This window comes from Nocardia arseniciresistens (assembly GCF_046764875.1).
Classification (GTDB): Bacteria; Actinomycetota; Actinomycetes; order Mycobacteriales; family Mycobacteriaceae; genus Nocardia; species Nocardia arseniciresistens.
Genome location: NZ_JBKORD010000004.1, coordinates 370,297 through 395,243, shown reverse-complemented (window position 1 = coordinate 395,243; position 24,947 = coordinate 370,297). Strand labels below are relative to the sequence as shown.

Genomic DNA, 24,947 nt, shown 5'->3' with positions numbered 1-24,947 from the left:
TCTCCTGCAAGCCGCGTGTCGGCGCAGCGATCGCACTAGGCACGATCGACCATCGTATGTAGAACGGACCAGGCGGACATCCGGCCGATACCGGTGTCCGCCTGGCTCATTGGCGCCTATCGACTCAGGCAGGTTGTGCGACCTGCGCAATGTCGTGGGCTGTCGTTGCGGCTGATGCCTTGCGCTGCAGACGCATACCGAGTGTGGTCAGGCCGAGGGCGACGACCAGCAGGATGGCCAGCGTCCATGCCAGCATCGAAAAGCCGTGTGGCGCAGCGGCTGCCGCGACGATCGGTCCGACAGTCGCGCCGACGTAGAAGCTGAACATGGCGACCGAAGATGCCGCGGCGCGGGCTTCGCCGCCCAATTCGCCCGCGGTCTGTAGGACGGCGGGGGCGATGATGCCGAGACCTCCGACCAGGACGGCGAGCAGGACCGTCAGCACTCCGAGGTGTCCGCCTTCGAAGGTGGCGAGCACCATCGCGACGGCCGCGACAAGCACGCCGAGCACCATCTGCCCCGGCTTCGAGAGCCGCGCCAACGGCATCGCGAGCAGCGGAAGGGCCATCATCACCGGAAGCGCACCGGCACGCAGGGCGAGCAGTTCACCGGATCCCTTGACTACGCCGGTGATTTCGATGCCGGTGTAGACCCCGACCATCACCGCCATGCTCAGCGCACCTGCGATCAGCATCGGCAGCAGCGGCTTGATTCGCAGCACCGCGGGGATGGCCGCATAGCTGTGCAGCAGCGGCTTGTCCCGGCCGGTCGGCGCGTCTTCGAGCATGACCGCGCGCAGCGCGAACGCGAGTGCGGTGAAGCCGACGGCCGAGCCGAGGAACATGGTGCGCCACGGGAACGCGTCGACCACCGCCTGCGAGACGATCTGTGCGAGCACCGTCGCGGCAAGGAACGACGTGGCCACCGACATGGTGACGACGGCGCGATGTGCGGGCGTGATGCGGGTAGCGACGTAGGCCATGATCGCCGGTGGAATCGAGCCGACGACGAGACCCTGCACGATCCGCAGACCGACGGCGATCGGGGCACTGAATGCGAGGCCGGTCAATAGAGTGACCACCGCGGCGGCGATCATACCGGTGACCAGTACACGACGGTGGCCGAAGCGATCGGAGAGCGGGCCGAAAAGCACGAAGCCACCCGCATAGCCGAAGGCGAAGGCGCTGATGATCCAGGTCATCACACCCGCGCCGACATTCCAATCGGCTTTCATGGCGGTGAACAAGGGTATCGGGATGTACATCTGGCCGGTGGCCAGTAGGGCGGATAGGACGAAGACCGGCAGTGTGCGCCCGGTGTGCGCGCGTGCGGACACGTTCCGGGTGCGTGCCTCGGCGGGGTTACCGGCCGGAAGCTGAAGTATCGGCGTTGCCATAGCGATGACAGTACGATGGCCATCAAACTCTGTCAACCAAATAGTTGGTTTAATGAAATGGTAAAGTCGGGGCCATGACCGTCACGATCAAACGCAGCGACGCGACCAAGCAGGCGCTGCTGCGTGCCGCAAGGGACGAGTTCGCCGAATACGGCCTCGCGGGCGGCAGAGTCGACCGCATCGCCGAGGCGGCGGGTGTCAACAAGGAGCGCATCTACGGCCTGTTCGGCAGCAAGGACAAGCTGTTCGACGTCATTCTCATCGACACGATGCGCGAGTTCATCGACGTCGTGCAGCCGCTGGCCGACACCGAACCCGGCGAGTACGTCGGCAAGCTCTTCGACTACCACCGCGCCAACCCGCAACTGTTGCGACTGTTGCTGTGGGAGTCACTGCACCGCGGCGCCGACGCGCACGACATCGACGGCTGGCGTGCTGAGCACTACGTGCAGAAATTCGACAGGGCCCGTGAGCAATTCGACGTAGAGGAACAGCAGGCCGGGCTGGTTCTGCTCGCCATGTGCGGCGTCGCCAATTGGACCTACGCGGTTCCGCAGACCACCAGGCTGCTGCTGGGCGCCGCTGCCGAAGACCACGAAACGACCAAGCGGTTCATACAGGAGTTCGTCAGAGCGGCGATGCGACGCGACCCGAAATCCGGCGACCCGGTCAATGAGTTGACCACCCAGGTGGATCGAGCCGCGACACCTGAGACGCACGAAACCGAAGGAACCTCGACGAACGCGATCGCCACAGCCAACCCCATCGACGGGCCTGTTCCCGCCGACACAGGAATCCCGGCGGGCTCAACCGCCGCGGCCCACAACGAGCTGACCGACCTGGACGGCCCCGGCTCCGCAGTGGACCGGGCTGCCGAGCGACTGCGTGCCGCACAGGCCGCCGCTGACACGGCCCGCGACGAGCTGGCCGACGCGCTACGCACCGCCAACGCGGAAGGCGCGAGCGCCAACCAACTGGCCCGCCGAGTCGCAGGCACGCTCTCCCGCCCGGTAGTGCTCAAACTCTTGGCCGATTGACTGTGTCGGCACCGCCCACGTAGCCCCGAACACGACAGAACCGCCGATAGCCATAGCTGCCGGCGGGCCGTCGAACTGCTCGATTACCCCTTTAGAACGCGGCCTCGTCCAACACCATGATGTCGTTGTCGATCGCGGCGATAATGTTCCTGACCGCAGTCAGCTCCGGTAGCGCGTTCTTCGCGAAAAAGCTTGCGACAGCGACCTTTCCCTCATAGAACGGCCGATCTTTCTCCGTGGTCCCGGAAACCAGTGCGATGGCGGCGATCTCGGCCTGCACCAGTAGCCGCCAGGCGATCAGCAGATCACCGACGGCGAACAGGAAACGGACCGAACCGAGGCCCACCTTGTACAACTCGGCCGGATCCTGCTGCGCCGCCATCAGGAATCCGGTCAGCGTGGCCGTCATCGCCTGTACGTCGGCCTGCGCCCCGGCGAGCAGCGCCCGCTCGGTCTCGAAGCGACCGGTCTTCGCGTCGAGGAACGCGGAGATCTGCCCGGTCACATGCCCGATGGCAACGCCCTTGTCGCGAATGATCTTGCGGAAGAAGAAGTCCTGCGCCTGGATGGCGGTGGTGCCCTCGTAGAGCGAGTCGATCTTCGCGTCGCGGATGTACTGCTCGATCGGGTAATCCTGTAGGTAGCCCGAGCCACCCAATGTCTGAAGCGATTCGGTCAGGTACTGGTAAGCCCGCTCGGAACCGACACCCTTGACGATCGGCAGCAGCAAATCGTCCACCCGGTGCGCCAATTCGGCATCGGCGCCCGAAACAAGCTGCGCCACATCAGGATTCTGATGCGCGGCGGTGTACAGATACACCGCACGCAGCCCCTCGGCGTATGCCTTCTGCATGGCCAGACTGCGCCGCACGTCCGGGTGGTGGGTGATGGTGACGCGCGGCGCCGCCTTGTCGGTCATCTTGGTCAGGTCCGAGCCCTGGACGCGCTGCTTGGCGTAGTCCAGCGCGTTGAGGTACCCGGTGGACAGCGTTCCGGTGGACTTGATCCCGACAACCATGCGCGCGTTCTCGATCACCTGGAACATCTGCGCGATGCCGTTGTGCACCGCACCGACCAGCCAACCCTTGGCGGGTACGTCGGTGCCGCCGAAGGTCACCTCACAGGTCGGCGAGGACTTCAGGCCCATCTTGTGCTCGACACCGGTGACATACGCACCGTTGCGATCGCCGAGCTCGAGGGTCTCGTGATCGAAAAGGAACTTGGGCACATAGAACAGCGAAAGGCCCTTGGTGCCCGGGCCCGCGCCCTCGGGGCGAGCAAGCACCAGGTGGAAGAGGTTCTCTGCTGTCTCGCCGACGTCACCGCCGGAGATGAAGCGCTTGACACCCTCGATGTGCCAGGAGCCGTCCTCCTGCTCGATGGCCTTGGTGCGACCCGCGCCGACATCCGAACCGGCATCCGGCTCGGTCAGCACCATGGTGCCGTGCCAGCCACGATCGTAACCCTTTGTGGCCCATGCCTTCTGCTCATCGGTGCCGACATTGTAGAGCACCGAGGCCATCACCGGACCCATACCGAAGAAGCTGGCCGACGGGTTGGCGCAGGTGATCATCTCGTTGACCGCCCAGACCACCGCAGCGGGCGCGGGCGTGCCGCCCATACCCTCCGGCATGCCGAGCCTGCTCCAGTCCGCGTCTTGCACAGCCTTGATCGTCTTGCTCAGCGGCTCCGGCACCGAGATGGCGAAGGTGGCGGGGTCGTAGGCCACGGGATCGCGATCGGCCGCGGCGAAGGATTCCGCCACCGGCCCCTCGGCGAGACGCTTCACCTCGATCAGGATCTCGCGCACGGTATCGGAGTCGAGATCGCCGTAGGCACCGGTATCCAGCAGCTTGTCCAGCTGCAACACCTCGAACAGATTGAACTCGATGTCGCGCACGTTCGCCTTGTAGTGACCCACCGTGATCCTCCTCGACTGACAGCTCGGCAGCCGATCCGCGACCGGGCACGCCGCGGGATCGGGCTTTCTGACTGTGTACAAATGAAGCGTGCCGTACCGCGATGACACTACGCAACCGTAGCCACGGGGAAGCCTCACAGTCGTTCGCCGAGCGATTATCGCAAACGTTCACACGGCGGAAACACCGGCAACGGACTCGTCACCGGGAGTCATTCCGGCGCAACAACTTCTGTCTAGTGTTCCCAGCACGAATACAGCCGCTGTACACATCCCGGTCGACAGCACTCGCTCGGCACCCTGACCGGTGCAAAGGCGGGCGTATTCGCCCGCGGCGCACGTAGCGCCGCCGAACAACCTGATGAAGTGAGAAGGGTCCCGCCCCATGCAAGATTCCCGTGCCATCCACCGGCCGCGCTCGCGTCGCGCGGCAAAAGCGCTGCTCGCTCCGACGGCCGTCGTGCTCGCCGGTCTGTTGCTGACCGCCTGTGGCGCCAAGGACGACGACTCGACCACCGGCTCCAACGCCGCGTCCTGCCTCGACACGTCGAAGGATTCGATCAAGGTCGGTTCCCTGCACTCGTTATCGGGCACGATGGCCATTTCCGAGGTCACCGTCGCCAACTCCACCAAGCTCGCGATCGACCAGATCAACGCCGCGGGCGGCGTCATGGGCAAGAAGATCGACCTGGTTCTGGAGGACGGGGCCTCTGACCCGAAGACCTTCGCCGAGAAGGCCGAGAAGCTGATCAGCTCCGACTGTGTCGCCGCGGTGTTCGGCGGCTGGACCTCGTCGAGCCGCAAGGCCATGAAACCGAAGTTCGAGAGCCTGAACTCGCTGCTCTATTACCCCGTCCAGTACGAGGGTCTGGAGGACAGCAAGAACATCTTCTACACCGGAGCGACCACCAATCAGCAGATCATCCCCGCGCTGGACTACCTGAAGCAGAAGGGCATCACCTCCCTGTACCTGGTCGGCAGCGACTACGTCTTTCCGCAGACCGCCAACCGCGAGATCAAGGAATACGCGAAGGCCAACGGCATCGAGATCAAGGGCGAGGACTACACCCCGCTCGGCTCGACCGACTTCTCCACCATCGTCAACAAGGTGCGTTCGGCCAAGGCGGGCGCGGTGTTCAACACCCTCAACGGCGATTCCAACGTCGCGTTCTTCCGCGAGTACACCAATGCGGGCCTGAAAGCCACTGAGATGCCGGTCGTTTCGGTGTCCATCGCCGAAGAAGAGGTCGCGGGCATCGGTGCGCAGAACATCGCGGGCCAGCTGACGGCGTGGAACTACTACCAGACCGTCGACACCCCGGTGAACAAGAAGTTCGTCGCGGACTACAAGGCCGCGTTCGGCGCGGACAAGCCGACCTCGGACCCGATGGAGGCCGCCTACGCCTCGGTCTACCTCTGGAAGAACACCGTCGAGAAGGCGAAGTCTTTCGGAGTGACCGACATTCAGGCCGCGGCCGACGGGGTGAGCTTCGAGGCGCCCGAGGGTCTTGTCACCCTCGACGGCTCCAACCACCACATCACCAAGACCGCCCGCATCGGTGAAATCCGTCCGGATGGACTCATTTACACGGTGTGGGATTCGGGCAAGGCCATCAACCCGGATCCATACCTGAAGTCCTACGACTGGGCCAAGGGTCTGAAGTAGTAGATGGTCCGTAGCGATCGCTTGCGGGTCGCTCGAAATGGTCAGCGCCGGTGTGGGTCTCGTCGCGTAGATGGTCCCGCACCGGCAGTCACCGTTAGGAATCTTTATGGACGTGCTGATCGGCCAGCTCTTCACCGGGCTGAGTCTGGGATCAATTCTGTTGCTCGCCGCGCTGGGCCTTTCCCTGACCTTCGGTCAGATGGGCGTGATCAACATGGCGCACGGCGAGTTCATCATGGCGGGCTGCTACACGACTTACGTTGTGCAGAAGGTGTTCTCGTCGGCGGGTGTATCGCTGATCGTTTCGCTGCTCATCGGCTTCTTCGTCGGCGGCTTGCTCGGCGCGACGCTCGAAATGGGCCTGATCCGCTGGATGTACGACCGGCCACTGGACACCCTGCTCGTCACCTTCGGTGTCGGACTCGTGCTGCAACAGCTGGCCCGCGATATCTTCGGCGCACCCGCCAAGAACGTGCTCGTCCCCGAATGGCTCGGCGGCGGCATCACCATCATGGGCGCGGTGGTGCCCAAGACCCGCATCTTCATTCTCGTACTCGCGATAGTCGCGGTGATCACGCTGGCCACGGTCCTGAAGACGACGCCGCTCGGGCGCCGCATCCGCGCGGTCGTACAGAACCGCGGATTGGCCGAGACCAGCGGTGTTTCCAGCCGCATCACCGACATCAGCACATTCTTCATCGGCTCCGGCCTCGCCGGTGTCGCCGGTGTCGCGCTCACCCTGATCGGCTCGACGAGCCCAACCATCGGCCAGAGCTATCTGATCGACGCCTTCCTCGTGGTAGTGATCGGCGGGCTCGGTCAGATCAAGGGCACCGTCATCGCGGCGTTCGCACTGGGCCTGCTCAATTCCTACATCGAATACTCGACCACCGCGTCCATCGCCAAGGTGATCGTCTTTGTCATCATCGTGATCTTCCTTCAGGTCCGGCCGCAGGGCCTGTTCACCGTCCGCACAAGGAGTTTGGCATGACCACACTCATACAACGGTGGCGCGCACACTCCTCGCTGACCACGCTCGGCGGCTTCGCCGTCGCCGCGATCGGGTTGTTCGCGGTCGCGCCTGCCATGCTCAGCGACTTCCGGCTGAACCTGCTCGCCAAGTTCCTGTGCTTCGCCATCGTGGCGGCGGGGATCGGATTGGCTTGGGGCCGTGGCGGAATGCTCACTCTCGGTCAAGGGGTGTTCTTCGGCATCGGCGCCTACATCATGGCGATGCATTTGCAGATGGCGGACGCGGCCAGGTTGCACAATGACGTTCCGGAGTTCATGGAGATCGCGGGGATTCGCGAATTGCCGTCGTTCTGGCAGCCTTTCGCGTCGGGTCCGGTCGCGCTGATCGGTATTCTCGTGCTGCCTGCGCTTGTCGCGGCCGCGCTCGGGTACGGCGTTTTCAAACGCCGGGTCAAAGGCACCTATTTCGCCATTCTGAGTCAGGCACTTGCCGCCGCGCTCGCGATTCTGCTCACCGGCCAGCAGAAGATCGGCGGCTTCACCGGCCTATCGGATTTCCGTGCCTTCTTCGGATTCAAGCTCTCCGATCCGGCCAACCGGCAGATGCTGTTCTTCATCGCGGCGGGCACGCTGCTCGTGGTTGTCGCGCTGGTCCGCCAGCTGATGCGCAGCCGCTACGGCGAACTGCTTGTGGCAGTGCGTGATCAGGAGGAACGTGTGCGCTTCCTCGGATACGACCCGGCCAACGTCAAGATTGTCGCCTATGTCGTCGCGGCCTTCTTCGCGGGCATAGCGGGCGCGCTGTTCACCCCCATCGTCGGCATCATCTCTCCCGCCGATATCGGTGTCGTGCCCTCCATCGCGTTCATCATCGGCGTCGCGATCGGCGGCCGCACCACCCTGCTCGGGCCGGTGCTCGGCGCGATCGGCGTCGCGTGGGCGCAGACCGCGCTTTCCGAGGAGTTCCCGTCCAGCTGGACCTATCTACAGGGTGTGTTGTTCATCGTGGTGGTCGGGTTCATCCCGGCCGGTCTCGCCGGTGTGTGGCCGATGGTGAGGGGCTCGTTGGCCGGCCGTTTCCGCCGCACCTCGCCGCCGCCCGCCTCATCGGCCATGGTCGCGGCGCTGCCCGATGTAGAGGACGCACCGGTCGAGGAGAAGGTGAAGTCATGACCGAGACAACACACGGACCGAAGCTCGGCGGCAATGCCGGGATGTCGAGCGAGTACCTCGAAATCCGGGGTCTATCGGTGAGTTTCGACGGGTTCAAGGCTGTCACCGATGTCGATCTCACTGTGCTGCAAGGTGATCTGCGTTTTCTGATCGGTCCGAACGGCGCGGGCAAAACCACGCTCATCGATGCGATCACCGGACTTGTGCCCGCAAGCGGATCGGCGCAGAAGTCCGGCGTCGAACTGCTCGGCAAGAAGGTGCACCAGATCGCGCGCCTCGGTATCGGCCGAACATTCCAGACGGCAAGCGTTTTCGAGCAGCTCAGCGTGTTACAGAATCTCGACATCGCCGCGGGTGCCGGGCGCTCGGCGCTGACCATGCTGCGGCGGCGCAAGTCTGTGCTGCCGAGTATCGAAGAGGCACTGGAGATCACCGGGCTCGGCGATCTGCGTGACAAGCAGGCGGGCGTGCTCGCGCACGGGCAGAAGCAGTGGCTGGAAATCGGCATGCTGCTTGTGCAGAATGCCTCGGTGCTGCTGCTCGACGAGCCGGTCGCGGGTATGAGCGCCGAGGAACGTGAGGAGACGGGGAACCTGTTGCGCCGCATCGGCGGTGAACGGATCGTCATCGTCGTCGAGCACGATATGGATTTCATGCGCGCCTTCGCCACCTCGGTGACGGTGCTCGCCGCGGGCAAGGTGCTCAGCGAAGGCACGGTCGAGCAGGTGCAGGCCGATCCGAAGGTGCAGGAGGTCTACCTCGGCACGGCGGCGGCGATCGGACTGGACGAGGCCATCGAAGAGAGCTCCACCACCGACGACAAGGAGTCCGCCGATGCTTGAACTGGTCGATATCCATTCCGGTTACGGCAGGACCGAGGTGATCCACGGCGTCTCGGTGACTGTTCCCGACGACAGCGTCGTGGCGATCATGGGGCACAACGGTGCGGGCAAGACCACCCTGCTGCGCACCGCCGTCGGTCTGATCGGGACCAAGTCGGGTCAGATCAAGTTCGACGGCGAGACGATCACCAAGATGTCGCCGTCGCGGCGGGTGAAGCGCGGCATCGCGTACGTGCCTCAGGGACAACAGAGCTTTCCGCAGCTGAGCACCGCGGAGAACCTCCAGGTCGTCGCGGACGGCCGCAAGCGCGGCAAGGCGTTGATCGAGGAGTCGCTAGATCTTTTCCCCGCGCTGCGCGAGTTGCTGACTCGCAAGGCGGGCCTGCTCTCCGGCGGTCAGCGCCAGCAACTGGCGATCGCGAGGGCACTGATCACCGAGCCGAAACTGCTCATCCTCGATGAGCCCACCGAGGGCATCCAGCCGTCGGTGGTCGCCGAAATCGAACGCACCATCATCGATTTGACCCAGCGTGGCGGATTGAGTGTGCTGCTCGTCGAACAGCATATCGGCTTCGCACTGCAAGCGGCGCAACACTATTACGTCCTGCAATCCGGGCGCGTCGGCTCCGATGGCGCGGGCGGTGCGAGTGCGGAGACCGCGGTCCGCTCGGCGATGGCGATCTGAGCGGGCAGCTGTGTCGCGCAGGGCCCGAGTCCCGCTGAGCGAAAGCGTGTATCACTCGTTGCGGCGAGATCTGGCCACCGGTGCGGTGGTGCCGACCGAACGGCTCGGCGAGGAGCGCCTCGCCGAAATCTACGGTGTGTCACGGACCCCGGTGCGGGAGGCACTCGCCAGGCTGCAAGCCGACGGCCTTGTCGAGCGACATGCCGACGGTCTGTATCCGTACCGGCCGCGGATCGAGGAGCTGGACAACCTCTATGAGCTGCGGATCATATTGGAGACCAGAGGAATTCAGCGCATCTTGGATATGGTGCGCACAGAACGAGTGGAGCGCACCTTCGTTTCCGCGCCGACACCCGACCTGTCGCTGGTGCGCGAAGAACTCGACAAGTGGCGACAGATACTCGAAGATCCGCCCGAGCCCGACGCGGCACTGGTTGCCGCGGACGAGCAGTTCCACATGACTCTGCTTGCCGCAGCGGGTAATACAGCGCTCGCCGACGCACTCGCCGGCGTCTATGTCCGAGTGCGCCCGGTGCGCACCTTGGACCTGCCAACTCCCGACCGCATTGCCACCATGACCGCCGAGCACATCACTATCGCCGAACAGCTCCTGTCCGGCAACCCCGCCACCGCACTCGGCACACTCACCACCCACATCGCCAGCGCACGCGCCCATGTCCTCGCACGTGCTCAACACGCGCTAGATCTGACGAAACTCGCCCGCGCCGTGCGTGATTAACGTGCAGACGCAGCGATTTCCGCTCGAGCCCGGCGGGAGACTTCGAACAAAGGCTATCGATGCCGTCTCGTGAGGCCGAGCGCGTTCAGTCGGTTCCACACGATGCGCGAACCGTTGATCACGGGCAATCCGGCTGTAAGGGCCAGCATTCGACGGGACTGTATGGCGGCGGTGACGGCTCCGTGCTCGACGTCGCACCACCGGGCTCGGGGTGGGCGCGGCCGGAGTCGTGCGCGATACCGCTGATGATCCCTCCGAGTACGACGAGTATCCCGATGACCGCGAGGACGACGGCGACCAAGGAGGCGACACTCTGGCGGCGCGTCGGCTGGTCGGGGACCGGCGCGGCCCGCGGCAGTCCGGCCCCGGCGAGCCCGAATTGGTTCGGGTCGGGCGCCACCGCGGCGAAGCCGTCGGCGATGAGTTCGGCCCGCGAGGGGCCGTTGTCGACACCGAGCGCTCGGCATGCGGCGAAGACGCGGTCGGCGGTCCAGTCGCGTGGCCCTGCCGAGAAGCTTTCCAGGTAGATGCGCAGCTCGGTCGCATCGCGGGCGTTGGCGGTGAGGACATCGATACCCGGGCGCAGATTGGTGCGCGCCGGACGCACCACGACGCCACGAAAAGGCACGAGCACCACCGCACCACACACATGACCGGGGTCGAGCAGCGCACGCTCCAGCCTGCTCTTCACCGCGTGCACCGCGTGTTCCAGCTGGTCCAATGGGCTGACCGCGCCGTCACCGTCCAGCTCCACCCGCGCCTCGCTGATCGTCCACGGCCCGTCGCCAGGAATATCGAGAATTCCGCTCTGGCGCCGCAGGAAGCCTCTGACCTCGATCACCGTGATGCCACGTGCGGTCAGGAGCACCACGTCGACCTGCCGGGTTCCATTGGCGCCCACGTCCAGATCCACCACCGCGAGGCAGGTTGTCGGAAACAATCGCAGACTCTCGACGAACTCCTGTTCGGCTCCGGAAAGAGTCGCTCCGGTCTTCATCTTCACCAGCATCGCGTTTTCCTGCCCGCCTCATCGGATCGACGCGGACCTCCCACCGCATGACCGCGCCGGTACTGATGATGACGCGCTATCACCCGAAAGGCCACCGAATCCGAAGACTGAACTGCGGCCACCGGGACCAGTAGGCTCGCACTCTGCCCGCCTCGCACCCGCGGGCACCGCAACCAGGATCTCCGGCAGCGCCGACGCGCTGTCCATATCGAGATCACGGAGGAGGCGTAAGCATGGTTTCGGCAACGCGACCACGGATATTACCGGGTCGGCTCCGCGAGCTCGGTCCCGTCAATTGGGTTGTCTGGCAGGTGCTCTCCCGCGCCGCGGGAACCGACGATGCACACCTGTTCAGCACCCTCGGGCGCACCAAAGGCCTGTTCCGCGGCTGGCTGCACTATTCGGGCAAACTCATGCCCGGCGGCCGGCTTTCGAGGCACGAAACGGAACTGGCAATTCTGCGCGTCGCACACCTGCGCGACTGCGAATACGAGATGGACCACCACATTCGCCTCGGCAAGCGCGCTGGTGTCACTTCCGAGATCCTGGACCGCCTCCGCACCGGACCGTCCGCGGCCGAGTGGACGGACAAGCATCGCGCTCTGCTCGCCGCCGTCGACCAATTGGTGGGGTCACGCGATATCGACGATGCCGTCTGGTCGACGCTCGCCGGGCATTACGACGAGCGCCGGCTCATCGAAATCGTCCTGCTGGTCAACCAATACGAGGGGCTTGCCTCCACGATCACCGCTCTGCGCATCCAGCGCGACGGGGTATAGCGCGTCACGCTTCGTTGCCGCCGACCGACTACGACGCTGCCGCTCAATTGTTTTCGATCAACCTCGCCAGGCCGTCCAAAACCCTGGCCAACCCGAATTCGTAGGCGTGGTCGGCACTGTACGCGGCGTCGTGTGTCTGACCCGCTACCGCGCCGACGCGCGCGGCCAGTGGGTAGCGGTCGGCGTCGAAGACCTGTTCCAGCATCGGCGCGACCCGTTCCCACCATTGCTGGTCGGTCATGGCGCTTTCGGAGGCCGCGCGGTCGGTGTCGATGGCGATGCGGGCGACCGAGGTGACGAAGCCGAGCACGAAGGTGAGCGCGGCATCCATCTCGACATCGCCGAGGCCGAGGCCGTCGAAGGCCCGCAGTTCGTGGTCGTATTTGGCGGCGAGACCGGGGCCGAGCGGCGGGCGGGTGGTCGACAGGTAGGCCACCCATGGATGCATGGCCAGCAGCGCACGGTTCTCCGCGGCGATCATGGCTACCCGGTCGCGCCAGGGGCGGTCGGTCGAGTCCGTCCGGGACATCTCGCGATAGACCGTGTCCAGCATCAGATCGATCAGCTCCGCTTTGCCCGGCACATAGGTGTAGGTGGCCATCGGCGTGAGGCCGAGCCGATTGGCGACGGCGCGCATGGTGAGTGCGCCGATCCCGTCCGCGTCTGCGATCGCGATGGCCGCCGCGACCACGGCGTCCACGCTGCTGCGCTGCTTCGGGCCGCGCACCGCCTGGTTTCCGGGAACGCGCCAGAGTAATTCCAGCGTCCGCGCGGGATCGCCGGCGCTGCTGCGCGCCTTCGGCTGCTTACCTTCGTCGGCCACACCATCTCCTCGGTCCCCGGGCACACCACTCGAGACTCCGACAGTCTCGATGTGACATAGGTCATAGTGCAACTCTTCGGGAATTTCTCTACAAAGTATAGCGTACTAAGTAGAGAAATAATCCAGAGGAGTCACTATGAAAGTCACCGCTTCCGCGATCTCGCTCAATGTCGCCGACCCGCAAGCCTCGGCGAAGTTCGTCATCGACCACCTCGGGTTCACCGAGACGATGTCGGCGGACGGGTTCGTCTCGCTGGATCGGCCGGACGCCGGGCTGAGCCTGATCTTTCTGCGGATCGGCCTGAAAACCTTCAAGCCGGAGAGCGCGGCGGGCAGTGCCGGTGACGGCCTGCTCGTAGTGTTCGTCGTGGACGACATCGATGCCGAGTACGCGCGGCTACAGGCCGAGGGCGTACCGATCGTGACGCCCATCGAGACCGAGGAGTGGGGCGAGCGCTACTTCCAGATGAGCGATCCGAACGGGATCATCCTGCAACTCGTGCAGTGGGTGTGAGTCTCACAAGACTCGAACCGGACAGGCGCTTTCGCGAGCAATGCCACGAAAGCGCCCGTCCGCACGAGCGATAACGACTTCCGTCAGGCGAGGGCCGCGCGGAACACATCCACCACGGGGGTCGAGGCGCGCCCGATCAGCTTTTGCAGGTCGCCGCTGTCCACATCGAGAATTCCCGAGGCGATGCCCGCGTCCGCGTCGGCGAGCACCGCGGCGTAGCCCGCGTCGAGACCGGCCTGCACCAACGCGGCGTTGTAGTCGGCCTGGGGCAGGTTCTCGTAGCGCACCGGCTTACCCGACGCCTCCGAGATAACCTGCGCCAGTTCGGCATAGGTGAGACGCTCGTCGCCGCCGAGTTCGTAGACCTTGCCCTCGTGCCCGTCGGAGGTGAGCACGCGCGCGGCCGCCTCCGCATAGTCGGCCCGCGCGGCCGCCGCCACTCGGCCTTCGCCGGCGGCACCGTGCAGCACGCCGGTTTCGATCGCGTGCCCGACGCCGCCGAAGTAGTTCTCCCAATACCAGCTGTTGCGCAGGATAGTGTGCGGGACGGTCGATTCCGCGAGCACGGCCTCGGTGCCCTTATGCTCCTGCGCCAGGATCAGCGAGTTCTCGGTGGCGCGCGGAATGCTGGTGTAGGCAAGGAGTTTCACGCCCGCTCGCTCCGCTGCCCGAATGACGTTGGTGTGCTGAGCCACTCGTTCGCCGAACTGGGTGCCGGAGACGAGCAGCACCCGGTCGACGCCGTCGAGCGCGCGGTCGAGCGCGGCCGGATCGTCGTAACCGGCCTGCCGGACATCGACGCCCCGCTCCGCCAGATCGGCGATCTTCTGCGGATCGCGCACGATCGCGACGACCGGCGTAGAGCCCTCGCGCAACAGCGCCTCCACCACGAGACGACCCAGGTTCCCGCTTGCCCCGGTGACTGCGACGGTCATGATTACCTCCAAGAATGGGTTTACTGATCTGCTAGCACTAACTATTAGTAAGTACTATGCATTCCTACACTACTTTGGTCAAGTTGGGTACTATCGGATTCATGAGTACGCAGCGCATCCAGTCGGTTGACACCGATGACCCCGCGCTGGAGGCCGATGTTTTTGCTAAAAACTGCACGTCACGCCCAGTTTTGCAGAATGTTGCCAGCCGCTGGGGGATCCTGGCCCTCGTTGCCTTGCGCGCGGGTCCGTACCGATTCAGCGCGCTACGCAGGCGCGTCGACGGTGTGAGCGAGCGCATGCTTTCGCAGACCCTGCAGACGCTCGAGCGCGACGGCATGGTGCACCGCCGGGTCCACGAGACCATTCCGCCCCGCGTCGAATACACCCTCACCGACCTCGGCGCCGATGTCGCCGAGCACCTGGAATCGTTGATCCACGTGCTCGAAACGAACATGCCGCGAGTCCGCGACGCCCAGGCCGCCTACCACCGGGAATGAGGACGGCACCGAGCCGTTCGCATCGACCGGCGGCGTGTCCGACGACTACGCGGGAACGACCGTGCCCGATCGTCGGTTGAATACGGTCATGGAACTCACCACAGCAATCGATTTCGCGCGCAGCACCAAGCGATCGGTGCTCACCACGATCCGCCGCAACGGCCGCCCACAGCTGTCCAACGTGCTGCACGTCATCGGCGACGACGGCATCATCCGCATCTCCATCACCGCCGACCGCGCGAAGTATCACAACCTCGTGCGCGATCCGTGGGCCGCGATCCACGTGACCCGCGCCGACTTCTTCGCCTACGCCGTTCTCGAAGGCACCGTAGAACTCACTCCCGTTGCCGCCGCCCCCGATGACCCCACCGTCGACGAACTCGTCGCCTACTACCGCGCGGGCTCCGGCGAACATCCCGACTGGGACGACTACCGCAAAGCCATGGTCACCGACCGCCGCGCCCTCGTCCGCCTGACCCCCACCCACGCCTACGGCATGCTCTGAGCACTGGTCGGACAAGCGACGCAGCTGACCGGCTCAGCTGGTCAGCAGGTCCGACACGGTGACGAAACGGTATCCGGCAGAACGGAGTTCGGACACGATGCGCGGGATGGCCGCGAGAGCTGTTGCGCCGTATTCGTGCATGACGTGCAGCAGGACGATGGATCCGGGGCGAACCTCACGGATGGTTTCGGCGACGATGTCGTCGGTGCTCGCGGCTTTGCCGGAATCGGGTTCCACGTCCCAGGTGACCGTGGTGCGATCATGGTCGGACAGGTACTCGGGTAGCGACCAGAGCTTCTTGCCGTAGGGCGGGCGGAAGGTAATCGGGCCCTGGTAGCCGGTTTTCGCGATTTCGGCGTCGGTGCGTTCCAGTTCGTCGCGGACGGTGCCGGAGGAGACGAGAACCATGCGGCGGTGAGTGTAGGTGTGGTTGCCGATTTCGTGACCGGCCTCGGCAATTGCCTTGCCCTGCTCCGGGTTTGCGGCCAAGTCGCTGCCGACGAGATAAAAAGTGGCCGGAACTGCCGCTTCCGCAAGGACTTTCAATACATCGGGCGTCCTGGCGGTCGGGCCGTCGTCCAGGGTCAGCGCGACTACCTTCTCGGTGGTGTCGACGCGATCCACCAATCGGCCCGCGAGTTGATATGTCCGCGAATTCATCAGGAAGTACCCGCCTATCGCGAGGACTACGACCACAACGAGCGTCAGCGCACCACCGACCAACCACCTACGCATCCGACCTGTATAGCAGGCCCTGAAAAGGCAGGTGGCCGGTCCGCCGAAGCGAACCGGCCACCTGCGACAAGTGCGCGGGGCGAACCGATCAGAAGTTGATCATGTGTCCCGCGAGGCCGTGGAAGGCTTCCTGCAGGGCTTCGCTCAGCGTCGGGTGCGTGTGCACGTTGCGGGTCAGCTCGTTGACCGTGAGGTCCCACTTCTGGGCGAGGGTGAGCTCCGGAAGCAATTCGGAGACGTCGGGGCCGATGAGGTGGCCGCCGAGGAGTTCGCCGTACTTGGCGTCGGCGACCAGCTTGACGAAGCCGGTCGGGTCGCCGAGGCCGTGCGCCTTGCCGTTGGCGGTGAACGGGAAGGTCGCGACCTTCACGTCGTAGCCTTCGTCGCGGGCCTGCTGCTCGGTGAGGCCGAAGCTGGCGACCTGCGGCTGGCAGAAGGTGGCGCGCGGCATCATCCGGTAGTCACCGAGGGTGACGGTCGGCGCGCCCGCGATGGTCTCCGCGGCGACGACGCCCTGGGCCTCCGCGACGTGGGCGAGCTGAAGCTTCGCGGTCACGTCACCGATGGCGTAGATGTTCGCCACGTTGGTGCGCATGTTGTCGTCGATGGCGATGGCGCCACGGTCGGTGAGCGCGACGCCCGTGTTCTCCAGGCCGTAGCCCTCGACCCGTGGCGCGAAACCGACGGCCTGCAACACCTTGTCGACGGTGACGGTCTCGACCGAGCCGCTCTTGTTGTCCTTGATGCTGACGGTCACCTTGGAGCCGTCGTCATCGATGGACTGCACGGCCGCACCGGTGGAGATGGTGACGCCGAGCTTCTTGTACTGCTTGGTGATCTCCTTGGAGACGTCCGCGTCCTCGTTCGGCAGGGCGCGGTCGAGGAACTCCACGATGCGCACATCTACGCCGTAGTTCTTCAGGACGTAGCCGAACTCCATGCCGATCGCGCCCGCGCCGACGATCAGGATCGAACCGGGCAGGTCCTTGGTGAGGATCTGCTCCTCGTAGGTGACGACGTTCGCGCTCAGCGACGTGCCTGGCAGCAGCTTGGTGACGGTGCCGGTGGCGATGATCGCGTTGCCGAAGGTGATCGTCTCGGTGCCGCCGTCGGACAGCGCGACCGAGAGCGTGTTCGCGTCGGTGAAGGTGCCCTTACCGTCGAACTCGTCGATCTTGTTCTTCTTCATCAGGAAGTGGACGCCCTTGACGCGGCCGTCGGCGACCTTGCGGCTGCGGTCGAACGCCACACCGAAGTCGAAGCTCACCTCACCGGAGATGCCGAAGGTCTTGGCTTCTTTGGTGAAGATGTGCGCCAGTTCGGCGTTACGCAACAATGCCTTGGAGGGGATACAGCCGACGTTGAGGCAGACGCCGCCCCAATACTTCTGCTCGACGATCGCGGTACGGAGGCCAAGTTGTGCCGCACGGATGGCGGCGACATAACCGCCAGGACCGGCACCGAGAACGACAACGTCGTAATGGGAAGTCACGCCACCGAGCCTAACTCCGTCGCCGGGGCCGCACCCACCGGTCCCCCGCAACAGTGAGAAGCGCGACTCACCGACCTGGCAGATCCTCGACGTGAACAAAATGAACGGATACCTGCGCTGCACTTTTGCCTTGTCCAGCCATCGGCGGCCCGCACCCGCCACTCACTAATGTGGACGACGTGGCAGATCGCGGAACGAGTCTCGACGATCCGCGCAGCGCACAGCGATCGGTGCCACTGGCGCTCGACCCGCTGGACGAGACCGCGTCTACGCATTTGATCCGATTGGTCCTTGGGCAGGCACGGCGCGCGGGTGTCGGCGCCGAACAACTGGCGACCGTGCACGGCATCGAGGACGCGGCCCTGGCCGGGGAGCTCAACAGGATTGCGCTGAGCTCGCTGGTTCGGCTGTGGGGATTGCTCGCCCAGGCGCGGCCGGGCCCCGGCGCGGGGGTCGCGGTGGCCGATGCCGCACCGCTCGGCACTCTCACCACCTGGGATTACCTCGTTACCACCGGGCCGACACTCGCCGATACGTTGCGCGCGGCCCAGCCGTACCACCGCCTGGTGACCGCGGCGGCCGAGGGCTTCGACCTCCATCACGACGGCGATCTCACCGTCGGCTTCCGGACCACCGCCGGTGATCCCGCCGTCGCGGCGGTTGTCAACGAGTACGTGCTCGCCTACTACCTGCGCCGGGCCCGCGAGGCCACCGGCCGCGCCGTCGTCCCGACCATGGTCACCTTCGGCCATGCCGCGCCGCGCGAGCACACAGCGCTCACCGACGCCTTCGGCACCGATCGCATCGAATTCGACGCGCCCGCCGACACCATCACCTTCACCGCCGCCGACGCCACCGCCCCGCTGCCGCGCGCCGACCCCATGCTCGCGGACCTGCTGCGCAGCCACGCCGACCTGGTGCTCGCGACGGCTCGCCCGATCTCCGGTCCGCTGGAGGCGTTCCGCATCGCGGTGGCGGCCACGCTTGCCGACGGCGACCCGTCCCTCGCCGCGGTCGCGCGCAGGCTCGCGCTCAGCCCGCGCACGCTGCAACGCCAGCTGTCCGAGCACGGAACCACCTGGCGGCACGAGTTCGATCTGGTCCGCTACGAACAGGCGAAAACCCTACTGGGAGAAGGCCGTTTGACCACCGCGGCCATCGCGGGGCGGCTCGGGTTCACCGATGATCGTGCCCTGCGCAAGGCTTTCCAGCGCTGGAACGGTTCATCGCCGTCCCAGCTGCGGGCCCGCATCCGATAGCCACCGGATCGGCCATTTTTCTCAGGTCACAAAGGTGGCGCGTTCGGACCGGTCGGTGGCATCGCGGGACCTGGGAACCGGGTCGTGGGGTCCATAACGTCTTCGGTACCGGATCGACACGGTTCGGATCGACCGAAGAAGAGGCAGTGACATGCAAACCACGACCCACAACGACGTCCAGCCCCTCCCCCACACTTCTCGGGAAATCCAGTTGGCCGCGCGGCCGACGGGCGCTCCGACAGCGGAGCACTTCGCCCTGGTCGAGCGGCCGATTCCGGACCTGGCCGATGGACAGATCCTGGTTCGCAACACCTGGATGTCGGTAGACCCGTACATGCGTGGCCGGATGGACGACAGCCCGTCCTACATTCCGCCATTCCAGCTCGACAACGCGCTGGAGGGCTCGGCGCTCGGCGAGGTTGTCGCCGCACGCAGCACCGATATCCCGGTCGGCGCGACGGTCTCGCACTTCGCGGGCTGGCGCGAGTACGCGGTTGTCGATGCCGCGACCGCGACTCCGATCGCACCGGAATTGGCTGCACCGCACCACTTCTTGGGTGCACTCGGAACCACCGGCCTCACCGCGTACGCCGCGCTGACCGAGGTGGCGCGGGTCGAGCCCGGCGACACCGTATTCATTTCCGCCGCGGCGGGCGCGGTGGGCAGCGTCGCGGGACAGATCGCCAAGGCCCTCGGTGCTGCGCGCGTGATCGGCTCGGCGGGCGGACCGGTCAAGTCCGAGCTGCTGCTCGATGAATTCGGCTTCGACGCTGCCATCGATTACCGAGCGGGCGACCTGGCCGGGCAGCTCGCGGCGGCCGCGCCCGAGGGCATCGACGTGTACCTCGACAGCGTTGGCGGCGAGCATCTGCGGGTCGCGGTGCAGGCCATGCGCCCCAAGGGCCGGATCGCGCTCGTCGGCGCCATCAGCGGCTACAACGGTGCGGCCGCCGAGGCGGGACCCGACCTGTACAAGGCGGCAACCAAGGAGATCTCGCTGCGCGGCATGCTGGTGACCAGCTACTTTCCGATCTTCGGCGAGTACATCGGTAAGGCCGCGGGCTGGCTGGCCGATGGCACCATTCGGACAAGGGAAACCGTCTACGAAGGACTCGAACAGGCACCGGCCGCCTTCCTCGGCGTGCTGTCCGGCGCCAATACCGGCAAGATGCTCGTCCGCCTCGGCTGAGCTGGATAGGTACCAGGGACGGGTGGCGCGACCGCTCGACGGTCGCGCGACACCCGTCCGGTGGATCAGTCCCGCCAGACTTGTTGTGCGATTCGAGCGAAGTTGCCGCCGAATACGGCGGCTCGGTCGGTGGCGCTGAAACCTCGGCGCGCCAAGACCTCGTCGAGTCCGGGTAGTTCGCTCAGCCCGAGTAGATCCTCCGGCGGAACCCATTGCAGTGGGCCCCATTTGGTGTAGGCATCGGAGAAGGTCTCCGGGTTGTTCAACACTTCTTCGTTGAAGTCCGCGCCGTCGAACGAATAGTCCGAGCCGATGCCGATATGGTCGATGCCGACCAACTCGACGCCGTATTCGATATGCGTCGCCATCGCTTCCACGCGTTCGACACGTTCAGCGGGATCGTTGTGCCCCAGGAAGATTCCCACGCCGTTGACGCCGATCACGCCGCCGGTGCCCGCACAGGCCACGGCCTGCTCGTCGGTGATATTGCGCGGGTGCTCCCACAGCTGGTCGAAGTTGGCGTGGCTGTAGATCATCGGGACCTCGGTACACGCGGCGAGATCCAGGCCGGTGCGCCGTGAGCAGTGCGCGCCGTCGACGAACATGCCGACCTCGTTGAGCGTGCGCACCAGATCGCGGCCGTAGGCGGTGAGTCCGGTGTCCTCGGCGTCCAGGCAGCCGCCGGCCGCCGCATTGGCGTGGTTGTAGGCGGGCAGCAGCGAGCGGACGCCGAGGTCGTAGAACACTTCGACATTGTCGAGCTTGCCGCCGAGGGGGCCCGAGTCCTCGAGGTCGAAGGCGAGCGCGATGGTCTCGGCGTCGGCGGTGACATCGTCGTAGCTCTGTACCAAACGAAAACGGCCATCCGCCGAGGCATCCCGGCGGAACTGCCGTGCCAGTGCCAGGGCATCCGCGCTCGACTGCCTGGAGTATCCGATATTCACCGACAGGTAGGACCCGAGCGGATATCGCGCCAACTCCTCGATTTGCGCCGAGGGCAGCAGCGGCAGACAGCAATGCTGTTCCCACAGAAATGGCGGCATGCCGGGCTCCTGTTCGCTCGGGGCGGAAATCCCGATCCTACGGAGCCCGATCGCGTCATTGCCCCAGGTAGCCAGGCGCGCGTCGTCCCGGGCATCGAGCACTTCCGGTAACCGGCCCACCTACCCTGGCCGCCGCTCGGCAACAATGTGGTCATGGCCGGTGTTGAGCAGAGTGTGAACGATCCGTATCTGTGGCTCGAAGAAGTGACCGATGAGCGGGCCCTGGATTGGGCCCGCGCGCACAACGATGTGGTCGTGGCGCGCTTTGCCGCGTCCGAGCGGTTCACCGACCTGGAGGGCCGCATCCTCGACATGCTCGACACCGACGCCAAGATCGCCTACCCGAGTCGGCGTGGCCGCTGGCTCTACAACTATTGGCGTGACGCCGCACACCCGCGCGGACTATGGCGGCGCACCACTTTCGCCGAGTACGCCAAGGACGCACCCGACTGGGATGTCTTGATCGACCTGGACGCACTGGCCACCGCCGAGGACGAGAACTGGGTGTGGGGCGGCGCGGGAGTACTTCGGCCGGAACAGTCACGCGCACTCATCAGCATGTCGCGTGGCGGGGCCGACGCGAAGGTCGTGCGTGAATTCGATATCGAGACACGCGAATTCATCGATCCCGCCGACGGCGGTTTCCACCTTCCCGAGGCGAAATCGGACCTGCGCTGGATCGATATCGACACGGTGTACGTCGGCACCGATTTCGGGCCGGACTCGCTGACCGACTCCGGCTACCCACGCATCGCCAAGCGCTGGCGGCGCGGCACCCCGCTCACCGAGGCGGAAACGGTGTTCGAGGGTACGGCGGACGATGTCGCGGTCTCGGCGGGTTACGACCGCACGCCCGGCTACGAACGGCATTTCGTCGGGCGGTCCACCGACTTCTTCAACGAAGAGGTCTACCTGCTCGAGGACGACGGCAGCCTGCGATATCTCGACGTGCCCACCGACGCCAGCGAATCCTGGTACAAGGATTGGCTGCTCATCCTACTGAAGTCGGCGTGGGAGGTGGGCGGAACAAACTATCCCGCGGGTGCGCTGCTTGCCATCGACTTCGAGAAGTTCCTTTCCGGCGCAAGGGAATTCGAGGCGGTATTCACACCGGACGCGCGCACTTCGCTGCACGGGTACGGCTGGACCGAAAACCACCTGCTGCTGATCACCCTCGAGGACGTGCAGACCAAGCTGTACGTCCTCACCCCCGGACCCGACGGTTGGACAGGTCAACCGCTTGCCGACGCACCGCCCATGGCGACCACCAGCGTGATGAATCTGGACCCGCTCGAGGGTGGCGACGAATTCATGCTGACCACAAGCGGATTCACCAATCCCGCGACGCTGCTCGCCAGCGCCGTCGGTGGGCAGGCCGAAAAGCTCAAGCAGGAGCCGGGCTTCTTCGATGCCTCCGGCATCGAGACCGAGCAGTTCTTCGCGAAGTCCGACGACGGAACCATGGTGCCGTACTTCGTGATCCGCCATCGTGATCGCAAGGGCACCCCCGGCCCCACCGTGATGTCCGGCTACGGCGGCTTCGAGGTATCGCGCACTCCCGCCTACAGCGGCGCGTCCGGCATGGGCTGGTTGGAGCGCGGCGGCACCTGGGTGATGACCAATATCCGAGGCGGCGGCGAATACGGCCCCGAGTGGCACACCTCCGTGCAGAAGGCCAACCGGCACAAGGTGTACGAGGACTTCGCCGCCATCGCCAAGGACCTGGTCGCTCGTGGCATCACCACCGCCGAACAGCTCGGCGCGGTGGGCGGCAGCAATGGCGGTCTGCTCATGGGTGTGATGCTGACCCGCTACCCGGAACTGTTCGGCGCGATCGTCTGCCAGGTGCCGCTGCTGGATATGAAGCGCTATCACCTGTTGCTGGCAGGAGCCTCGTGGGTGGCCGAGTACGGCGACCCCGACAAGCCGGAGGAGTGGGAGTACATCAGCAAGTACTCGCCGTACCAGAACACCGACGCCGATGCCGTCTACCCGCCGATCCTGCTGACCACCTCCACCCGCGACGACCGCGTGCACCCCGGCCATGCCCGCAAGATGGCCGCGCTACTCGAGGAGCAGGGCCACACGTTCTGGTACCACGAGAACATCGAGGGCGGCCACGGCGGCGCGGCCGATAACAAACAGTCGGCATTCCAGGCCGGACTCATCTACGAGTTCTTCACCCAGATGCTGATGGAGCGGGGCGAGTAAGACAGCTAGGACCAATGAGCGACAAGAAGCGGCCCGCGCCGACCGTCCGAACCACGTTGAACCGTGACTTCATCGCGGCGGTCGCGCTGACCGTCATCGACGACGCGGGCCTGGACGGCTTCACCATGCGAAAGCTCGGGGCGGCGCTGCGGGCGGATCCGATGGCGGCCTACCGCCACTTCACCGATCAGCAGGACCTGTTCGACGCCATCGCCGCCGCGATGTTCGCCGAACTCGAGATGGAAACGCTGCCCTGGCAAGAGGATTGGCCCGAGCTGATGCGCGTCTACGCGCATCGGCTGCGCTCGACGCTGCGACGACACCCGAATGCGGTGCCCATCTTCGCAACTCGACCCGTCCGCAGCGCCACGTCCATCGAGACAGGCAACTGGATGCTGGAACGCCTACAGGGCGTCGGGTTCCCCGCGGCGATCGCCCTCCAGCTGGTCCGATGCCTACGCGAGTACGTGATCGGCCACATCCTCAGCCGCACCGTGGCCACCGTCGCGGCGCGACGCAAACCCACCACAGCTGACCTGACCCAAAACGCCCCGCCCGATGTACCCGCCGACCCCGATCATTTCGAGATCGGCCTGACAGCCATGCTCGACGGGTTCGGCAAGCACCTCGACTGAACAAGCTAACGGTCGCGCAGCCACTTCTCGATCTGATCGACGGTGCTGCCGCATTGGCGAATCCAGCCGTTGTGGCCCAACGGTTCCGGCTGATGCCAGCTCGTCACGTCGGACTTGGGCATCTTCGCCAGTAGGTGCTCCGCCGAGCTCGGCGGGGCGAGGTCGTCGCCGGTCATCGTGATGGACAGGATCGGCAGCTTCAGTCTGCCGATCCGCTCCTCGTAGTCGATGTCCGCGCCGACCGGTACGAATCGGCCGGTGCGCGACAGGCGCGCCCAGTCGGAGATCAGCACCCTCGACTGCCTGCCGAAGCCGCCCACCGCGATACGGTCACCCGGCCAGAAGCCCGCGAGGTTGGCGGTCATCGAGATCGCTGTGGTGCCCATCAGCATGCCCGGCCCCGAAAGCCCGCGGAAGCCACGATGATACGGAGTTCCCGAGGCGATCAGGATCAGCCCGCCGAGCCTGCCTCGGATCCGCGAGGCGTACATGACGGCGAGCTGGCCGCCCATGCTGTGGCCGAGCAGGTACGGCGTACTTGCCGGGAAGCGGTTGCGGACGACCTCGAAGATCGCGGGGAAGTCGACCGAGACCAGCTCGTGATAGCCGTAGGCACTCGAGGAGCTCGGCCGCGGCCTGCTGTCGCCCTGGCCGCGCATCTCCCCGATCGCCACATCGAATCCGCGCGCGGACAACCCGCCTGCGAACAGTTCGTAGTATCCAGCAGGGACACCGAGCCCAGGAACCATCACCACGACAGGGCGCGGCGCGTCCGGGGTCACCGGATGAGTGTGCGTACCGCTGGCTGGAATCAGCCGCACCGGAACGACACTGCCGTCCGGCATCTGGATCGGAACCGTCTCCATGCCGCGACGCTACCGCGCCGCAGG

General features: G+C 65.5%; 24 protein-coding genes. 15 read left to right on the top strand and 9 right to left on the bottom strand.

Features of this window, described 5'->3' with window-relative positions:
- Positions 1-124 precede the first annotated feature (124 nt).
- On the bottom strand, positions 125-1,396 hold the full coding sequence (locus ACLMAJ_RS09615) for an MFS transporter (RefSeq protein WP_412013186.1): 1,272 nt from the start codon (positions 1,394-1,396) through the stop codon (positions 125-127).
- Positions 1,397-1,470: 74 nt separating this feature from the next.
- Between ACLMAJ_RS09615 and ACLMAJ_RS09610 the strand changes: the two genes are divergently transcribed.
- Positions 1,471-2,433 carry a TetR/AcrR family transcriptional regulator gene (locus tag ACLMAJ_RS09610; protein ID WP_412013185.1) on the top strand — a complete coding sequence of 321 codons (963 nt, stop codon included), beginning with the start codon at positions 1,471-1,473 and terminating at the stop codon, positions 2,431-2,433.
- Positions 2,434-2,524: 91 nt separating this feature from the next.
- Here the strand turns inward: ACLMAJ_RS09610 and ACLMAJ_RS09605 are convergent, their stop codons facing one another.
- Entirely contained in the window at positions 2,525-4,354 is a 1,830-nt protein-coding gene (locus ACLMAJ_RS09605) for an acyl-CoA dehydrogenase (RefSeq protein WP_412013184.1), read from the bottom strand.
- Between the two features lie 382 nt (positions 4,355-4,736).
- Between ACLMAJ_RS09605 and urtA the strand changes: the two genes are divergently transcribed.
- From urtA to ACLMAJ_RS09575, 6 genes are all read left to right on the top strand, one after another.
- Entirely contained in the window at positions 4,737-6,017 is a 1,281-nt protein-coding gene (gene urtA, locus ACLMAJ_RS09600) for an urea ABC transporter substrate-binding protein (RefSeq protein ID WP_412013183.1), read from the top strand.
- 106 nt (positions 6,018-6,123) lie between these two features.
- Positions 6,124-7,008, top strand: a complete 885-nt coding sequence (urtB, locus tag ACLMAJ_RS09595) for an urea ABC transporter permease subunit UrtB (protein ID WP_412013182.1) — start codon at positions 6,124-6,126, stop codon at positions 7,006-7,008.
- The gene (gene urtC, locus ACLMAJ_RS09590) at positions 7,005-8,162 is read left to right on the top strand and encodes an urea ABC transporter permease subunit UrtC (RefSeq protein ID WP_412013181.1); all 1,158 of its coding nucleotides are present in this window, start codon (positions 7,005-7,007) and stop codon (positions 8,160-8,162) included. The genes urtB and urtC overlap by 4 nt, the downstream gene beginning before the upstream one ends.
- Positions 8,159-9,004: an urea ABC transporter ATP-binding protein UrtD gene (gene urtD / locus ACLMAJ_RS09585; protein ID WP_412013180.1), complete on the top strand. Its 846-nt coding sequence runs from the start codon at positions 8,159-8,161 to the stop codon at positions 9,002-9,004. The genes urtC and urtD overlap by 4 nt, the downstream gene beginning before the upstream one ends.
- Complete coding sequence (gene urtE / locus ACLMAJ_RS09580) at positions 8,997-9,689, top strand: urea ABC transporter ATP-binding subunit UrtE (protein ID WP_412013179.1); 693 nt, start codon at positions 8,997-8,999, stop codon at positions 9,687-9,689. Before urtD ends, urtE begins: the two co-directional genes overlap by 8 nt.
- 10 nt (positions 9,690-9,699) lie before the next feature.
- On the top strand, positions 9,700-10,428 hold the full coding sequence (locus tag ACLMAJ_RS09575; protein ID WP_412013178.1) for a GntR family transcriptional regulator: 729 nt from the start codon (positions 9,700-9,702) through the stop codon (positions 10,426-10,428).
- A 118-nt stretch (positions 10,429-10,546) separates the two neighbouring features.
- Here the strand turns inward: ACLMAJ_RS09575 and ACLMAJ_RS09570 are convergent, their stop codons facing one another.
- Positions 10,547-11,437, bottom strand: a complete 891-nt coding sequence (locus ACLMAJ_RS09570) for a nuclease-related domain-containing protein (protein WP_412013177.1) — start codon at positions 11,435-11,437, stop codon at positions 10,547-10,549.
- 233 nt (positions 11,438-11,670) lie between these two features.
- Between ACLMAJ_RS09570 and ACLMAJ_RS09565 the strand changes: the two genes are divergently transcribed.
- Complete coding sequence (locus ACLMAJ_RS09565; RefSeq protein WP_412013176.1) at positions 11,671-12,216, top strand: carboxymuconolactone decarboxylase family protein; 546 nt, start codon at positions 11,671-11,673, stop codon at positions 12,214-12,216.
- 43 nt (positions 12,217-12,259) lie between these two features.
- Here ACLMAJ_RS09565 and ACLMAJ_RS09560 read toward each other — a convergent pair whose 3' ends face one another.
- A complete protein-coding gene (locus ACLMAJ_RS09560; RefSeq protein WP_412013175.1) occupies positions 12,260-13,039 on the bottom strand; it encodes a TetR/AcrR family transcriptional regulator C-terminal domain-containing protein in 780 nt (259 codons plus the stop codon).
- A 136-nt stretch (positions 13,040-13,175) separates the two neighbouring features.
- Between ACLMAJ_RS09560 and ACLMAJ_RS09555 the strand changes: the two genes are divergently transcribed.
- Positions 13,176-13,553, top strand: coding sequence for a VOC family protein (locus ACLMAJ_RS09555; protein ID WP_412013174.1), 378 nt, complete (start codon positions 13,176-13,178; stop codon positions 13,551-13,553).
- An 83-nt stretch (positions 13,554-13,636) separates the two neighbouring features.
- Here ACLMAJ_RS09555 and ACLMAJ_RS09550 read toward each other — a convergent pair whose 3' ends face one another.
- Positions 13,637-14,488, bottom strand: a complete 852-nt coding sequence (locus ACLMAJ_RS09550; protein ID WP_412013173.1) for an SDR family oxidoreductase — start codon at positions 14,486-14,488, stop codon at positions 13,637-13,639.
- 101 nt (positions 14,489-14,589) lie between these two features.
- Between ACLMAJ_RS09550 and ACLMAJ_RS09545 the strand changes: the two genes are divergently transcribed.
- Positions 14,590-14,988, top strand: a complete 399-nt coding sequence (locus tag ACLMAJ_RS09545; protein ID WP_412013171.1) for a winged helix-turn-helix transcriptional regulator — start codon at positions 14,590-14,592, stop codon at positions 14,986-14,988.
- Between the two features lie 88 nt (positions 14,989-15,076).
- Positions 15,077-15,493: a PPOX class F420-dependent oxidoreductase gene (locus ACLMAJ_RS09540; protein ID WP_412013170.1), complete on the top strand. Its 417-nt coding sequence runs from the start codon at positions 15,077-15,079 to the stop codon at positions 15,491-15,493.
- 33 nt (positions 15,494-15,526) lie between these two features.
- Here the strand turns inward: ACLMAJ_RS09540 and ACLMAJ_RS09535 are convergent, their stop codons facing one another.
- Together ACLMAJ_RS09535 and lpdA are read right to left on the bottom strand one after the other, a co-directional pair.
- On the bottom strand, positions 15,527-16,228 hold the full coding sequence (locus ACLMAJ_RS09535; protein ID WP_412013169.1) for a polysaccharide deacetylase family protein: 702 nt from the start codon (positions 16,226-16,228) through the stop codon (positions 15,527-15,529).
- An 88-nt stretch (positions 16,229-16,316) separates the two neighbouring features.
- Complete coding sequence (gene lpdA, locus ACLMAJ_RS09530) at positions 16,317-17,720, bottom strand: dihydrolipoyl dehydrogenase (protein ID WP_412013168.1); 1,404 nt, start codon at positions 17,718-17,720, stop codon at positions 16,317-16,319.
- Between the two features lie 179 nt (positions 17,721-17,899).
- Between lpdA and ACLMAJ_RS09525 the strand changes: the two genes are divergently transcribed.
- Together ACLMAJ_RS09525 and ACLMAJ_RS09520 are read left to right on the top strand one after the other, a co-directional pair.
- On the top strand, positions 17,900-18,979 hold the full coding sequence (locus ACLMAJ_RS09525) for a helix-turn-helix domain-containing protein (protein WP_412013167.1): 1,080 nt from the start codon (positions 17,900-17,902) through the stop codon (positions 18,977-18,979).
- A 151-nt stretch (positions 18,980-19,130) separates the two neighbouring features.
- Positions 19,131-20,168 carry an NADP-dependent oxidoreductase gene (locus ACLMAJ_RS09520; RefSeq protein WP_412013166.1) on the top strand — a complete coding sequence of 346 codons (1,038 nt, stop codon included), beginning with the start codon at positions 19,131-19,133 and terminating at the stop codon, positions 20,166-20,168.
- Between the two features lie 65 nt (positions 20,169-20,233).
- Here the strand turns inward: ACLMAJ_RS09520 and ACLMAJ_RS09515 are convergent, their stop codons facing one another.
- Positions 20,234-21,211 carry a dipeptidase gene (locus ACLMAJ_RS09515; protein WP_412013165.1) on the bottom strand — a complete coding sequence of 326 codons (978 nt, stop codon included), beginning with the start codon at positions 21,209-21,211 and terminating at the stop codon, positions 20,234-20,236.
- Positions 21,212-21,364: 153 nt separating this feature from the next.
- Between ACLMAJ_RS09515 and ACLMAJ_RS09510 the strand changes: the two genes are divergently transcribed.
- Both ACLMAJ_RS09510 and ACLMAJ_RS09505 read left to right on the top strand, forming a co-directional pair.
- Positions 21,365-23,422, top strand: a complete 2,058-nt coding sequence (locus ACLMAJ_RS09510; RefSeq protein ID WP_412013164.1) for a prolyl oligopeptidase family serine peptidase — start codon at positions 21,365-21,367, stop codon at positions 23,420-23,422.
- A gap of 14 nt (positions 23,423-23,436) precedes the next feature.
- Positions 23,437-24,057, top strand: a complete 621-nt coding sequence (locus tag ACLMAJ_RS09505) for a TetR/AcrR family transcriptional regulator C-terminal domain-containing protein (RefSeq protein ID WP_412013163.1) — start codon at positions 23,437-23,439, stop codon at positions 24,055-24,057.
- A gap of 5 nt (positions 24,058-24,062) precedes the next feature.
- Here the strand turns inward: ACLMAJ_RS09505 and ACLMAJ_RS09500 are convergent, their stop codons facing one another.
- Positions 24,063-24,923, bottom strand: coding sequence for an alpha/beta hydrolase family protein (locus tag ACLMAJ_RS09500; protein WP_412013162.1), 861 nt, complete (start codon positions 24,921-24,923; stop codon positions 24,063-24,065).
- Between the last annotated feature and the right edge of the window lie 24 nt (positions 24,924-24,947).